The 14,980-nt window shown below is 45.1% G+C and carries 11 protein-coding genes and 1 CRISPR repeat array; of the genes, 9 read left to right on the forward strand and 2 right to left on the reverse strand.

Translation table 11 applies throughout. The features are described 5' to 3' along the window. Window positions 1–17: 17 nt before the first annotated feature. A complete protein-coding gene (gene grxC / locus QUA57_RS14610; protein ID WP_333061774.1) occupies window positions 18–332 on the reverse strand; it encodes a glutaredoxin 3 in 315 nt (104 codons plus the stop codon). A gap of 264 nt (window positions 333–596) precedes the next feature. Here grxC and QUA57_RS14615 point away from each other — a divergent pair, with 264 nt between their 5' ends. Next, window positions 597–812, forward strand: coding sequence for a hypothetical protein (locus QUA57_RS14615; RefSeq protein ID WP_190731630.1), 216 nt, complete (start codon window positions 597–599; stop codon window positions 810–812). A gap of 174 nt (window positions 813–986) precedes the next feature. Here the strand turns inward: QUA57_RS14615 and QUA57_RS14620 are convergent, their stop codons facing one another. Continuing rightward, window positions 987–1,847 (reverse strand): WYL domain-containing protein, encoded by an 861-nt coding sequence (locus QUA57_RS14620; protein WP_333061776.1) that lies wholly within the window; start codon window positions 1,845–1,847, stop codon window positions 987–989. Between the two features lie 61 nt (window positions 1,848–1,908). Between QUA57_RS14620 and QUA57_RS14625 the strand changes: the two genes are divergently transcribed. The 8 genes from QUA57_RS14625 to cas2 all read left to right on the forward strand — a co-directional run bounded on the left by QUA57_RS14625 (window position 1,909) and on the right by cas2 (window position 11,935). Continuing rightward, complete coding sequence (locus QUA57_RS14625) at window positions 1,909–4,698, forward strand: CRISPR-associated protein Csc3 (protein ID WP_333061778.1); 2,790 nt, start codon at window positions 1,909–1,911, stop codon at window positions 4,696–4,698. A 17-nt stretch (window positions 4,699–4,715) separates the two neighbouring features. Further along, a complete protein-coding gene (cas7d, locus tag QUA57_RS14630) occupies window positions 4,716–5,735 on the forward strand; it encodes a type I-D CRISPR-associated protein Cas7/Csc2 (protein ID WP_333061779.1) in 1,020 nt (339 codons plus the stop codon). A gap of 3 nt (window positions 5,736–5,738) precedes the next feature. Next, complete coding sequence (gene cas5d / locus QUA57_RS14635; RefSeq protein WP_333061780.1) at window positions 5,739–6,500, forward strand: type I-D CRISPR-associated protein Cas5/Csc1; 762 nt, start codon at window positions 5,739–5,741, stop codon at window positions 6,498–6,500. Then, entirely contained in the window at window positions 6,493–8,778 is a 2,286-nt protein-coding gene (cas3, locus tag QUA57_RS14640) for a type I-D CRISPR-associated helicase Cas3' (RefSeq protein WP_333061781.1), read from the forward strand. The genes cas5d and cas3 overlap by 8 nt, the downstream gene beginning before the upstream one ends. 30 nt (window positions 8,779–8,808) lie before the next feature. After that, window positions 8,809–9,645, forward strand: a complete 837-nt coding sequence (gene cas6 / locus QUA57_RS14645; protein ID WP_333061783.1) for a CRISPR-associated endoribonuclease Cas6 — start codon at window positions 8,809–8,811, stop codon at window positions 9,643–9,645. A 374-nt stretch (window positions 9,646–10,019) separates the two neighbouring features. After that, window positions 10,020–10,613, forward strand: coding sequence for a CRISPR-associated protein Cas4 (gene cas4, locus QUA57_RS14650; protein ID WP_333061785.1), 594 nt, complete (start codon window positions 10,020–10,022; stop codon window positions 10,611–10,613). 22 nt (window positions 10,614–10,635) lie between these two features. Then, window positions 10,636–11,646: a type I-D CRISPR-associated endonuclease Cas1d gene (cas1d, locus tag QUA57_RS14655; protein WP_333061787.1), complete on the forward strand. Its 1,011-nt coding sequence runs from the start codon at window positions 10,636–10,638 to the stop codon at window positions 11,644–11,646. A 16-nt stretch (window positions 11,647–11,662) separates the two neighbouring features. Then, window positions 11,663–11,935, forward strand: a complete 273-nt coding sequence (cas2, locus tag QUA57_RS14660) for a CRISPR-associated endonuclease Cas2 (protein ID WP_333061788.1) — start codon at window positions 11,663–11,665, stop codon at window positions 11,933–11,935. A 256-nt stretch (window positions 11,936–12,191) separates the two neighbouring features. Further along, a CRISPR array of direct repeats spans window positions 12,192–14,856; the repeat unit is 37 nt; unit sequence GCCGGAAACAACCTAAAACCCTATCAGGGATTGAAAC. Window positions 14,857–14,980: the final 124 nt, after the last annotated feature.

The raw sequence follows: 14,980 nt of genomic DNA on the forward strand, positions 1-14,980 counted from the left end.
ACCCAACCTACACTAATTTAAACTGCTGGTTGAGCTAGCAGCGAATCTAACTGTCCTTCTGCATCGAGTTTGTGAATGTCATCGCAGCCGCCTACGTGTTGGTTATTAATGAAAATTTGGGGTACGCTGCGGCGTCCTTTAGCGCGATCGGCCATTGCTTTTCTAGCGGCTTCGTCGCCATCAATTTTGTATTCCGTGAAATTTACGCCTTTCCACCACAGCAAAGTTTTGGCGCGGATGCAGTAGGGACAGGTTTGCCAAGTATAGATTTCCACATTGGCTTTGATGCGATCGGGCTTGCGGCCCAAAATGGGATTGAGAAAATCAAGCATTTTCGGTACTGGGGTAAAAATTAAACTGGTTGGGGGATTAACGATCATTTTAGCGAAATGCCGTCAGCCCCACGTCCTACCCAAAAATCGGCGCGGGATGAAATTGCCTGCAGCAACCTGTGACCCTGTGACCCAAGTCACAACTTTACTCTACTCGGATCACTTGCTTTCACCCTAGAGAATCACATTCGCGACCTTATTAATATCACCGATATTTAGAGGAAACCAGAAGATGATAAATATATCGAATTCAACCGCACTGCCATGCACCCCGTACAACTCCTCCCCGGCGCTATCTCTGAAATCCTCGCTTCTGTAACCGATACAGGCGTTTTGACTCTGGCGGATCGCTACGGTTTGATGGCCGCCACCTTCGACGACTCTCTGAATGACGAAGACAGAGGCTGTGTCAACCGCTTGCTGCGGGCGGTGCTCAGAGGCCGGGTGAAAGTAGTCAACGAACTTTCAGCAGCATTCTAATCGGGATTTGAAGTTTTGTTCTGAAGGCAAGGTGAGTCAGCGGTAGATGAAAATAGTGGAAACTCAGGCAGGAGTGGAAACAGCAGTAATTTGAATTCGATTTAAAAGTTTTCTCCTCTAAATCAACAACGGTTTATTTGTCAAAGCAGCCTTTACCGGCTGCTTTTTTTTGATTTAATCGCGGATTTCCAGGTTGTACTGGCGGCAGAGGGCGATCAGTTTTTGTTGGAAGCGATCGCGCACACTGTCTGGAGACACAATGACGCAATCTTCCCAATACCGCGATACCTCTCGCATCAGCCAAAAAGGATTAGAGACATTCCGCACGACTTGGCGGATATCTCCCACGACTTCATTGCTGATATCTCTTGCCCTCGGATCGTAGGCGTTCACCATGCCACGATAAAAGTGTAAGTACACTTTTAAATAATCCAAGCCTTCATCGCGCCACTTTCCGTCCGTTTTGACGATCGACTGAATGCGATCGAACCGCAAACAGCGATTGTGGATGAGTTCGGGATAATCGGGATTTTTGATGTCATCAGTCTCTTCACACCAAATTTCTAGGTAAAAGCGCTTTTCTTCAAAGGAAATCTCGGCATAGCGCGCTGTATAGGCCAAATTCTCTCCTTTGGGATTGCGGTACAGAACCAGAAAGGGTTGTGCGTCGTTGATGTATTCTTCGGCTTGAATGCGCCACGCTGCGGTGGGCTGGATGACTTGTTGGAGGAGCGATTGGCGCAGGGGGGCTGTGAGGTTTCCCCGACTTACAAGCAGTTGTGAGACTGATCGCGCTTGCTCAACATAGCCTGAGTCGATCAGCAGTCTGATGCCTTGTTGTAAGGCTGCGACGTCGGTGGAGTTGAGGGTGAAGGGTTCACCAACTTCTAACTTGTGCTGGGCGATCGCGACCAATAACCCCGATACGCTGGGACTTTTGCCCCATTTGATACCGAGGCGAAGGGCGATCGCCTCTAGCTGTTCCTTGGTTTCCGGCGGGACTGAAAGGGTGAGTGCTTCTTTTTTTCGCGACATTTTCAAACTATACTTGCACTTAACAAATTTCGTGCTATATTGACTTTATTGTAAATAATAAGTGCCTGCAAACTCAGAAAGTACCATCATTGCACTTACAGAAGTTGTTGGCAACTCAAAAGCTTGTCCCAAGCAGGAAATTTTACATGAGGAATCGATCGTGTCAAACCAGCGCCGACTTTTGAACCGTCCTCCCAAAACCTTAGAAGAACGGTATTTCAGCGAAATTCGACCCCAGCTTTACGAACGTCACGCAGCCCATCACCAGTACGGCGTCAGGGAAGGGACAACCCTTGCCGAACATCTTGACTCGGCCTGTCAGTTCATGTTGAGAGTCAGCCACATCGGGGGAGTCCCCGAAGACAAGCGACCTGTACTGCTAGCAGCAACGGCCGTTCACGACCTCAACAAATTAGATTCGCAAGAACGGAATGTCAAAACTTTAGCCAGAAATCGAACTTTCTTGCAAGAACAGTTAGAAAAAGCTTGCGTACTCAGCTTTGTTGTCACAGAAAATGACTTTGAATTAGCCAGAAAGTTGATAGAACGCCACTCAGGTCACAACCGCAGCGATGCGGCGATATTTTTACCCGAAGATCCCGCGATAGATCGCTGGGCTGCCATGTTAACAGGGGCGGATTTATTCGATTTAGGAATTCCCGAATCCGAACGATTTCGGAAAGTCCAAACAGAATTAACCGTTGCCTTTAATCGTCCCAGTAAACTTTTTCGAGTGCGGGTATCTGAAGACAGAGGTTACATCACACCTTTATTACTTGGGGCTTGCGAAGAAGTTTTGCAAAAATACGGGTTGACTCCATTAGCAATTTTTCCCGATGGAGAACTGTTTGAGGGAGAAACTTTGCCAACTGTTGATTTAACAACAGAGATAGCTGCTTGTTGGCAAGGAAAAATTGACGGAGTTTTTGGCAATAATATCGAACGGTTGGTACGAGCGACCAAAGATGGGATTAAAATTGCTCAATCAGCCATCCAGCAAAATGTTGAGGAAGTGCTGCTAAACGTGCAGACTTTATTGGAAAAGAAAAAAGCTGGATTCAAGACAGATAAAATCAATAAAGATATTGCCAAGTGGGGCGATACTGCGGGTGTAGATGCCGTGCAGAACGCAGTAGCCGTTGGTTTGCTGGCGGTTGGCAGTGCAGAAGAATTTGCGCTTGCCGAAGGATTGAAAGCTGCTTATCTCAGCTATCGAGAAGCAGGAATTAATCCTAAAGAAGTTTGGGACAAAATTGCTAATCGCGTTGGTATTTCTGAGCAACAAAGAGCAGCACTTGAACCCTTTAACGGACAATACGGGCGACCTTTATTTGGAGCCAAAGCCGCTCAAAAAGGATTAGAGGGCATTCTCGAAGCACTGCGCGAATCTTTCCAACTCAGAAAAGAAAGCACGCACAAACCAGAGGCATCTGAAGCTTCAGAAGAAATCGTGGCAGCAGTTGCCAGAATTTTAAGCTTACCTATTGCAATTCGATGGAACGGAATTGACGAACTGAATGCTTATATAGAAACAAATCCTCGAAAACGCTGTTCTCTTGGGTCTACTTTCAGCCAAACCGACGACTTAGTTTCTGGCAATATGCCCCCAGGCACAAAAGTTCAAGTATTTTCTAATCGCTTACCCGGTGGAAGCAGTGCAGAACCAAAAAGGCAAGCAGACTCAATGGCAGCCTTGGCTTATCAGTTAATGGCGATCGGGGCAAACTTTCCGGCTATCAATAAAAAAGATCCGCTCTATTTGCACCTAGCATTACCGAAAGGTTCTTCTCCAGAATTACTCAGAATTTGGCGAGAACATTTAAAAGAACTTGCTGCTACAAATGCTGAAGGCGGTACAGTAACAGTTGACGAGTTTAAGCTGTACAAAGACAACATTCTCGAATTCAAAGCTAACAAAGTTGTAGGAATTGCATTTCCCAAACGTCCAGAATTTATCCATGCAACTGTTACCGAAGCCTTAGTTTGGGGAGATGCTAATGCTTCTGTTGCCTTGCTTAAGTCACTCCGACTAGCTTTAGAATTATCCCTATCCTTAGAGTTTGGCTTTCCCTTTACCCTCAGTGGCAACTTAGAAGTAGAAATATCATCAGATATTTACGGGCGAGTAGAGGGAATTCCGGCTGCACTCCAAACTTTGCTAGGAAGCGGACAATACAGCCGTCAAGAAGCCGAGGAAATTCTCAAGCGGCTGCGCTGTATCGGCCAATTAGCGATCGCAGTTGCCAGCATTCAGAAAGCCGATGATTGTTTGTACGATTTAGCCCGTGCAGCGGCACAACCTTTTGACCTTTATTATGTGCTGCTGCGCTGGACTTTGCGAGAACAAGATGAACCTAATATGAGTGTAATTTGGAGTCGCATTCGCGAGCCTTTGAATAGTTTACTGGAGAGTCTTATGCCCAATGAAAATGCACTTTTAACGCAATATCTCAAAGAAGCGGCTCAAATAGCGGCGGAAGCTAAAATTTGGGGAAGTTCTTTTAAGCGCACAGCCCAAGCCGAACCTTTTACAGCTTTTACTTCCGCCATCCGTTCCCAAAAAGCTCATTTAGATTTGGATGTAATTTTTGCTGCTTTAGTACAGCAATATCATACTCGCCTCGATCGCATTCGCGAACATGGAGTCGGGAACACTAAGTACGAGCAAATCAAAGCATACTATGGGGTTTTGCGAAAGCTGTACAAAGAGGTTTACAACGAGCGCACTGACCAGCTTTTGACCGACCAAAAAACCCTAGAAGCAGCTTATCTATTTTTCTTAGAAGATGCTCGCCGTTCGCTCAAGATTGAGTCAGAAAATGATTCTGTTGAAACTACCAAATCTGTCTAATTAATTAAGAGGTTCCCATGTCAATTAACAAACTGAATCCTGTTTTGTCCGCAACTTACGAAAATTTTCCCAAAGGGCGGGTTATCACTTTAGTTGTTCTCAGGACAACCCATTCTGAAACCATTTTTCGCACAGAAGGTTCTGGCGAACCAATGTGCAGCGAATTTGTGCCTGCTGGTTTAGAAGATAAAAAGACAATCGTGCAGCGTTTGGTGATGACTAAGCGCAAGCAGGTAGCACCAGAAAGGCGGCGGGGGCGCGAATTTTTAAGGGCGCACGAACTTCTTTATACCAGTCCCAAAGAAGGAGCTCTTTGTTCGCTAAACACCAATGCACCTTGCGAAATGTGCGTCGATTGTTTTCTGTACGGTTTTGCTGCTGGAGGCGGCGGCGCTCAAAAAAGCCGAGTTTGGACTGAAGATGCTTTTAGTATTTTGACGACTGCTCAAGCTGTAGGAGATCGCACGATCAATGCTATCTTTGAAAACGGCACAATGCGCGATGAAAACGGCAAAGCATCAACCGCTTTAAATACCAGTGAATATATAAAACCTGGAGTCCATTTTATTGATGTCGTCACCCTCAAAGATGTCACGGCTGACGAGTTGCGCTATGTCATCGGCAACATTCTGTTAACAAGTCGATACGGCGCTGTTTCCAGCCGAGTTGGACGGATGGAAAACAAAATATTAGGAGTCTTTGGCAGCATTGCAGAGCTTCCTAGTTCTCTAGAATTGGTACAAGCTACCTATGATGCTTTGCCAAAGCCGTTAGAGCATCCTTTCGATACTGATGATTTGAGTGCAGCAATCAAGCAAGTCATTTCAAATTGGACTAACAAGCGCGGAGTTTCGATACAGCTTTCTGAAGATGAATTAACAAGTTTAATTGAAGACGTAGACCGCCACTGGTCTGAAACAAAACGCGATGAATTTATGAAGCGATTGGATAAATCCTACCAGCCTTTCCGTCTGCCTCCTGCTGAGAAAAAGGGCAAAGGCAAAAGTAAAAAGACACCTGTAGAAACAGAGAGTTAATCTATGTCAACACTTCCGTTTGAAAAGGCAAAAATAGTCGAGCTGTGGTGTGCAGAACCAGTCTTTTTTGCCTCTAGGGAGTTGTCTGATACCTATTACACTGAAGGTGCGATCGGGAACTATGCTCTTGCCTATGCCTTTGGCTGGGTACGTTCCCCCTATCGCCTTCAAGGTGAGGCAACCGGACGACCAACCTACAAAGAAGATTTAGAACCAATAGCACAAGCTTGTTATGTATTGCCAGCTTCACCAATCAACGGCCGAGTAACATTCAGATTTGAGCGGTTCAATGCACTTTCTGATGCTTATTGGTACGCGATGACTAATAACCGCGTCGCTACAGCCCGTGAAGATTTACCAATTCAAAGACAAGGAAAAAAACCGAGTTCATTTCGAGCAAGTAATTTTCCTCAAACCGGACGGTTGCGGATGATTGAACGCGGCAACAAATTTCACACTTTGGTGTTGGGAAATTGCGAATTACCGGATTACATTCGCTTGGGTAAATTCATGAGTAAAGTCAAGGTAAATGTTTTATCTGAACTTAAAATAGCTCTTTTGCCGAGTGGCGTTTATCAAAGTCAGGCTTATTTAAGTGTAGCTGATTTACCGCCCCATTTAGATCTTTTGTCATTTGATTTAATTTCCATGCCGCCAGCACCTTTGTTGAAAAACCTTTCTTTCCGAGGTGCAGCTTGGCAGATTGGTGAAATGATTGTTCCCGCCAATTTATATTTTTGTTGTGGAGGCAGACAAAATGGCTAAGGAAAAGTTAGTTACAAAGCTAGAACCTCGCAGTATTTCAGCTTGTGCATTGCTGCCAAATGAATTGGCATTTATGAAAAATGCACTACAGCATCAAGTTGATGTATTTGAACAGTCTCGAAACGCTGATATTATTCTCGATCTGTCTCCAACTGGCACGGGAAAAACTCAAGCTGCACTAGCAGTGCTAAAGCACAATCCAACTCAAAGTGCTGTCTATATTGCGCCAACTAATGCTTTAGTCGAGCAACAGCGGGAAGCGGCCGAAAAGTTTGTCCGCGAAGCTGGTTTGCGTCACGTTGTGAAAGCTGCTTCTGCTAGAGAAGTTAGGGAATGGCCTAATGATAAAGTGGGCAAGCGTCCGGGTGAGAAGCTGTACAATGTACTGCGAAATCCGGCTACAGTTTTCTCGGATGTAGGGGCAGATAGACCAATTATTTTGGTGACAAATCCTGACATTTTTTACTACGCGACTTTTTTTGCCTACAACAAGAACGATCGCACTAACATCGCCAGTGCTTTTTATCAAAAGTTTGGGACAGTCATTTTTGATGAATTTCATTTATATGATGCCAAACAGTTAGTTAGTTTGCTGTTTTATCTAGCTTATTCATACGTTTTTAGCTTTTTTCAATACGGGCGGCGAGTGGTTTTGCTGACAGCAACACCGGAACCAGCTTGTGAGTTAGCATTGAAAAATTTAGAGTTCAAGGGTGTCAGAATAGCCTGGATTAATGAAGAAACAAGCAATTCTCATCTTTTACCGTCGCAAACAGCAGTTAATCTTGAATTGCGAGCGCAACCTGAAAGAGACCAGTTTTTACTAGAATTAGCCGAGGAAGTTGTCAACCGTTTTCGAGAAAATTCCGATCGCAACGGTGCGGTAATTCTCGATTCTAAAGACCACATCAATCGTTTGGCAGATTTGCTTTATGCAAGAGGTTTGGGTGGTAAATTCGGACGGCTTACGGGTTCGACTCCCCAACGCGATCGCAAATTAGCCGCACAGTGTCCGATTATTTTAGCAACAAGCACTGTAGATGTCGGATTTAACTTTGAAAGAAATCCTGTACCCACGCGGCAAAATCTAGATTGGTTGATTTTTTCCAGTCGCGATCGCTTTTCTTTTTGGCAGCGATTGGGACGAGTGGGACGGGTATTGGGCAAGACTGAAACTAATATTGATTCCGAGGCGATCGCCTATTTACCAGATAAGGCTTGGGAGCAAGGTTTATTCACTCTCGACTGTTCGGGAGGACGCGCGGCACTCAAACACATTCTTGACAGCATTCCCTGTCTTGACAAACCCTTCTTAGACGTTTATTGGCGTTCTGAAGCCTGCCTAGAAATTGCCCGCCCTCTGTTAGAACTCGAAGAAAAATTTGAGAACTTACCTGGTAGCGAATTAATAGACCAACTTTTCAATACTCTGAAAGAAACACTTGGAGGAAATCGCGACTGGGACTATTACCACTGCCGAATGCGGACTCTGCGCGGGGCAGAAGATATTGTCAAAGTCTCTGCGAAAAAACTCACTCTCAAAAGTCAGTGGAAATACATCAAGGGCGGTCAAGCTTTTGTCAAAAAGTTTTTAGAGGTTCACTATCCGCTTGAAGTTGAGGAACTAAAAGCAAAAAGAGCCAGCATAGAACAATTTGAAGAGTTGTTTCAAGAAGATGCTGATGCTGGCAAAGAATTAAAAGAGTTTGCTGAGATTTGGATGGCTAGCTATGCACCGCTATTTCAATTCCGTTCTAGCTTGTTTGAAAGTCTCCCCATCCGCGATCCTCAAGGTTTATTGCTGGATAGTTCCGAAGAAACAATTTTAGACCCTCTCCATCTTTTGCGTTATTACGAATTTGCTGAAGATGGCGAATTTGTTGAGGTAACAGCACGCGCTCAAGCGACCTATACATTGAATTTTAGGTTGCGGTATCGCGACAGTTGGCAAGAGTTTATCAACAAAGAACTCAACAAGTTAACTGCTTTTCCAAATTGTAGGATTGAACGACGGCTGGAAAATGCTATCGCACCAACTCCTCTTCTCAAAATCCTGGAAAAAGACTTGCTACCGGGGGTAATAGTTTGTGGAGTCAAAAATGCTGCTGCTATTTTCCAACTCCGAAACCAAGGAATTGTGTCATATCCGATCGTCATTGCTTGTGACGATGCTCAAAAAGACCATTACAGATTTTTACCCGGATTAGCAGGAATCTTAGCTATGGCAATGAAAAGCAAGCAGCTACGTCTTCCAGATGACGAGCCTTTCATCATTTAGAAAATCAACACAACCAACCATTAACCAAATATGCCGCACAGCCTAGTCCTCAACATCCTCCCCCTGGCCCCAATTCCCCCCGGATACCTCACCGGAAGACACCTGCACGCCCTCTTCCTCACCCTCGTGAGCTCCGTTGACAAAAAACTCGGCGATCGCCTCCACGATGCCACCGCCCAAAAATCCTTCACCCTCAGCCCTTTGCAAACTAAAAAATGCCCTTTCAAAAAACACCATTTCCTGCAATGGGAACACACAGAACCGATTCCAGAACATACCCTCTGTTGGTGGCGGATTACTCTGCTGGATGACACTCTATTCGGCAAATTAACTAATCTTTGGCTGAATCTCAATCCCTCGAAGCCGTGGCATTTGGGACCCGCCGATTTGATGATTACTAAGATTCTCGGAACGCCCCAATTAGATCAACCTTGGGCTAATGCTTGCGATTACTCTCAATTGTACGATCGCGCTTCGGAAACTAATCGCTTAATTGCCTTCAGTTTTGCGACTCCTACTACCTTTCGACAGGGAAAATTTGATTCGGTGATTCCTACTAGAGACTGCGTTTTTAACAGTCTCCTCACTCGGTGGAATAAGTACAGCCCGATCGCAATTCCCGATCAGTCATTCGATGCACTTTTTTCGACATTTGTCAATATTAAAAGTGAAAAATTGACTAACTATCAAAGCGATTTTGTCGGCATGGTTGGGGAGGTTAGTTATCGGATTTTGGGAGATGTGGAGCCTTTAGCGATTAAGCAAATTAATGCTTTGGCTGATTTTGCTGTTTACTGCGGGGTGGGGAGAAAAACTCCGATGGGGATGGGAATGACTCGGCGGATTGTGGTTAATAAGAGTTCTTGATAACTGAACGTAAAACCCATAGTCCGGCAAGGGTTGAAACCCCTGCCTCAAAGCTCAAGTCCTCTTAAGAGGACTGCAAGGATGAAGGATTAAATTACTTCTTCAGTCGGTTTCAACCTTTGCGCCTACTGTTACCGAGAAGCTCAAAATATCATCAATGATTAAATTACTTCTTCAGTCGGTTTCAACCGACTTTAGCTATGAGACAGGGGTTTCAACCCCTGGCGGATAACTGGCGGATAACTGGCGGATAACTGGCGGATAACTAATTCCTCAAATTTTTTCGCCCCCACCGCCAAATTAAATGTTTCAACCCCTAGCCGGCTGCCGGCTAACTAATTCCAATTACTAATCTCCTACAAACCATCAAAATTATGAATGATTTTGATTACATTTCGATCGCAACTCTCAACCAGTATTCTTACTGTCCTCACCGCTGCTGGCGAATGTCTTGTGCGGGAGAATTCACCGATAATCAGTATACCATTGAAGGGACAAGTTTGCACGATCGCGTTCACACGATGGGCGAAATTAACCGCGATGAAACTTGGCAGGTTCGGGCGATTTGGCTGAAATCCGAGCGCTACAAACTGATTGGGAAATCGGATTTGATTGAGTCGGCGGAGGGTGAGATTTACCCGGTGGAATACAAGCGCGGCCGGAAGGGGGAATGGGATAACGATGAGTTGCAAGTTTGCGCCCAAGCGCTTTGTTTAGAGGAGATGACGGGGAAAACTATTGCGACTGGATATGTGTATTACGCGCAGTCGCATCAGCGGCAATTAGTCGAGATTTCTGAGGGTTTGAGACAGGATGCGATCGCAACTATTGAAAAAGTCCGTGTTCTTTGGCGATCGGGAAATATCCCTTTACCAGTTTACACCTCTCGGTGTAAGGGATGCAGTCTTTTTCCCCAATGTCTGCCCCAAGCTGCCGCCAAAGTCAACCGCTATCAAGAAGCAAGTTAATCTGCAAACAGGAGATTTCACAATGGGAACAGTTTACATTACTCAAGAAGATGCTTTTATTGGCAAAGTGGATGAACGTCTGACGGTTAAAGCCGATAAAAAAAATCTCTTGGACGTGCCATTGCCATTAATTAAGATTGATGGCGTTGTTGCATTGGGACGCGCTACAGTTTCGCCCGCTGTGGTTGTGGAACTGTTGGAACGTCACATTCCTTTGAGTTTTTTGACAGTAAACGGACGTTACTTGGGGAGGTTGGAACCGGAGATGACGAAAAATATCTTCGTGCGAAAAGCTCAGTGGCAAGCGGCTGGGGAATCGGAACAGGCAGTGCATTTAGTTAGGGGATTTGTACGGGGAAAACTCAAGAATTACCGCAATACTTTGTTAGAGTGTCAGCGCAAATATTCTCCCCAGGATTTGGAAAAGCCCATCGCCCAATTGAAACAAGTCATCGCCTCTATTGAGAAAACTTCGAGTATTAATTCTCTGCGAGGATTAGAGGGGGCTGGTAGTGCGACTTATTTTGGCTGCTTCAATCGGCTGATTCGCGTGCCGGAATTTAGCTTTGAAGTTCGCCGCCGCCGTCCGCCTACTGATCCGGTAAACTCTCTGTTAAGTTTGGGATATTCTCTGCTGCGGCACGATGTTCAAAGTGCGGTGAATATTGTGGGATTCGATCCGTATTTGGGATATTTGCATTTTGAGCGCTATGGGCGTCCTTCCTTAGCGCTGGATTTGATGGAAGAATTTCGACCTTTGGTAGTTGATGCTGTAGTGTTGACGGCGATCAATTTGCAGAAAGTTTCCCGTAGCGATTTTACTGCAGAACCGTTGAGTGGCGCGGTTTCTTTGACAAAAGAAGCGCTGCACAATTTTTTGCGACTTTACGAACAAAAGAAACAGTCAAAGTTCAAGCATCCAGTGATGGAAAAGTTGTGTACTTATCAAGAAGCTTTTGAAATTCAAGGGCGGTTGATGGCTAAGTATTTGATGGGTGAAGTTGATAAGTATCCGCCTTTGGTTCTGAAATAGGGAGGGCAATAAAGTTATGTTTGTTTTGGTTTGCTACGATATATCCGAGGACAAGCGCCGCACTAAGATTCACCAGATTCTCAAGTCTTATGGGGAATGGAAGCAGTATTCGGTGTTTCATTGCGAGGTGACGGATACTGAATATGCCCGGATGCGCCAACGTCTGAGTAGGGTGATTAAGTCAGAAGAAGACAGCATCCTGTTTCATTTTTTGTGTGCTTGCTGTCAGGGCAAGATCGAGCGGATTGGCGGCCGGGCACCGCTGGATACTACGATCTTTATGGTGTGATTTTGCCTCTGGCTGTAGGTGTTGAACGGAGGAGGGGAATTTTAATGGCCCAGAGCTTTACCAGGACTGGGTTTGCGGTGGTTTGTACCTCATGCGGGTCAGACGCAAATGCTGAAAGCTTTAGTGGGAGAGAGTTTGAGGTCTATTTGATTTTTGTCCCCTTGACAGGGCGATCGCTGAAACGGTATATTGATTGCAATCAGACGCAACTGAACCTTGAAAACCTTATATTTCAAGCCTCCCAGACCCCGGCGCCGCCGGAAACAACCTAAAACCCTATCAGGGATTGAATCATTTTATTAACAAAGAGGAAGGAATGGGAGCAACCCGCCGGAAACAACCTAAAACCCTATCAGGGATTGAAACCTCGAATGCTTGCGGATCTCCGAGGACTTGCTGCCCGCCGGAAACAACCTAAAACCCTATCAGGGATTGAAACGGTTGATGCTCGATCGCGAGTAATGGGATTATCGGCCGCCGGAAACAACCTAAAACCCTATCAGGGATTGAAACCAGAGGTAATCTGGGAATAACCAGCATCGCAGGAGCCGGAAACAACCTAAAACCCTATCAGGGATTGAAACGAGATCCCCTCTTTCTATTACTCGGGTCAAGTGCAGGGCCGGAAACAACCTAAAACCCTATCAGGGATTGAAACGATTTTTGCGATCGCTCTCAATATTTATTCCCGTCCGGAAACAACCTAAAACCCTATCAGGGATTGAAACCAAGCAGTCGTCACCAATACTACCGATACTTTGGCCGGAAACAACCTAAAACCCTATCAGGGATTGAAACCGGTAATATTCGATCACCTCAGAACCTACCAGCAACCGGAAACAACCTAAAACCCTATCAGGGATTGAAACCAATCCCTAAATGTGCCGCGTGGATGCAGTGCAAAATTGTCCGGAAACAACCTAAAACCCTATCAGGGATTGAAACAAAACTGGCGCTTTGCGAGACAGTTTCACCTATCGCCGGAAACAACCTAAAACCCTATCAGGGATTGAAACTAGTTATGACGTTTACGAGGGCAACATAATCGAGCCGGAAACAACCTAAAACCCTATCAGGGATTGAAACTTTTTGTCGCCTTCCTTTGCGTCGGTCGGTAATTTGCGCCGGAAACAACCTAAAACCCTATCAGGGATTGAAACTTGGGATTTCAGCATTACTCATGCCATAGATATTTGGCCGGAAACAACCTAAAACCCTATCAGGGATTGAAACTTAAAATACAAGGGAGGCCACAGAACTTGGTACAGGGCCGGAAACAACCTAAAACCCTATCAGGGATTGAAACTTTCTAGTAGAGCAAAACTATCATAAGTTAGAAAAGCCGGAAACAACCTAAAACCCTATCAGGGATTGAAACTTAATTTGGGGTAACGGGTAAGGAGGAAGCGATCGCCAGCCGGAAACAACCTAAAACCCTATCAGGGATTGAAACTATTTACTGTTTAGTGGTTGTCTAGCAGCCGATCGTCCGCCGGAAACAACCTAAAACCCTATCAGGGATTGAAACCTCAATGTATTTTTCTCTTCGGCGAGTGGGAAGAAGCCGGAAACAACCTAAAACCCTATCAGGGATTGAAACATTCTTTTGATGCTCCCGTTATAAACAAGCCCGCTGTGCCGGAAACAACCTAAAACCCTATCAGGGATTGAAACTTATGGTATCAGCAGGACATTCCACAGCTTCATACACAGGCCGGAAACAACCTAAAACCCTATCAGGGATTGAAACTCAATTTCTTGCCAAAAAGCAGCACTCCAGCAGCGCTGTATCGCCGGAAACAACCTAAAACCCTATCAGGGATTGAAACATAACGTGCCATCCTGCATTCCCACCACCTACAGCAAGCCGGAAACAACCTAAAACCCTATCAGGGATTGAAACCTCAGGTAAATTGTCAAAGTTTGTCAGTGCTGATACGCCAGGCCGGAAACAACCTAAAACCCTATCAGGGATTGAAACTTTAAATTGAGCGAAAACCAACTAGAAAACACTAGCCGGAAACAACCTAAAACCCTATCAGGGATTGAAACCGTTGATTCCACTTCAAAGTCGAGCAAGCTCAGGCCGGAAACAACCTAAAACCCTATCAGGGATTGAAACACATCCGCTCCTACAAATTGCACTAGCCGACACAGCCGGAAACAACCTAAAACCCTATCAGGGATTGAAACATCCCTGTTTGTGAGTAATGAGTTAGGGGGGAGAGCCGGAAACAACCTAAAACCCTATCAGGGATTGAAACCTACATCTCCACCAGCTTTACAAAGAAAGAATTTAAGGCCGGAAACAACCTAAAACCCTATCAGGGATTGAAACTTAAGATTTAAGAAGAATGTAACTCAGCTAACTGCCGGAAACAACCTAAAACCCTATCAGGGATTGAAACGGAGAATCAACAATGCGGCCAACTTCTTCGGGATAGACAAAGCCGGAAACAACCTAAAACCCTATCAGGGATTGAAACGGGATTGAGAAATTGCAAGTGCTGGAAGTTTCGACCGGCCGGAAACAACCTAAAACCCTATCAGGGATTGAAACTTGATTGTTAGTTGGTAGGTGGTGAGGGAGCGATCGCCTGCCGGAAACAACCTAAAACCCTATCAGGGATTGAAACCCGTACACTTTACTAACAAATAGATTAGAGCTAAGCCGGAAACAACCTAAAACCCTATCAGGGATTGAAACATATTTTATCGTGCGACCCTAATCCCACTGTAAGCCGGAAACAACCTAAAACCCTATCAGGGATTGAAACCTACAACTCGCTTTCGATGGGGGCGGCAAAACTGCCGGAAACAACCTAAAACCCTATCAGGGATTGAAACCTTCTACTGATGTGGAGAAAGCGACAGATCGCATAAAGCCGGAAACAACCTAAAACCCTATCAGGGATTGAAACTCTATACTCTGCTGGTAATAAAGGCTTGGGTCGAGCCGGAAACAACCTATAGTCATTTCAAATAAATGTGAGACAGAGGTAAGATCATGATAAAATCGATAAAAATAGTTAATTAGAAAAAAAT

Origin of the sequence: Microcoleus sp. Pol7_B2 (genome assembly GCF_036701035.1) — a bacterium.
Classification (GTDB): Bacteria; Cyanobacteriota; Cyanobacteriia; order Cyanobacteriales; family Microcoleaceae; genus Microcoleus.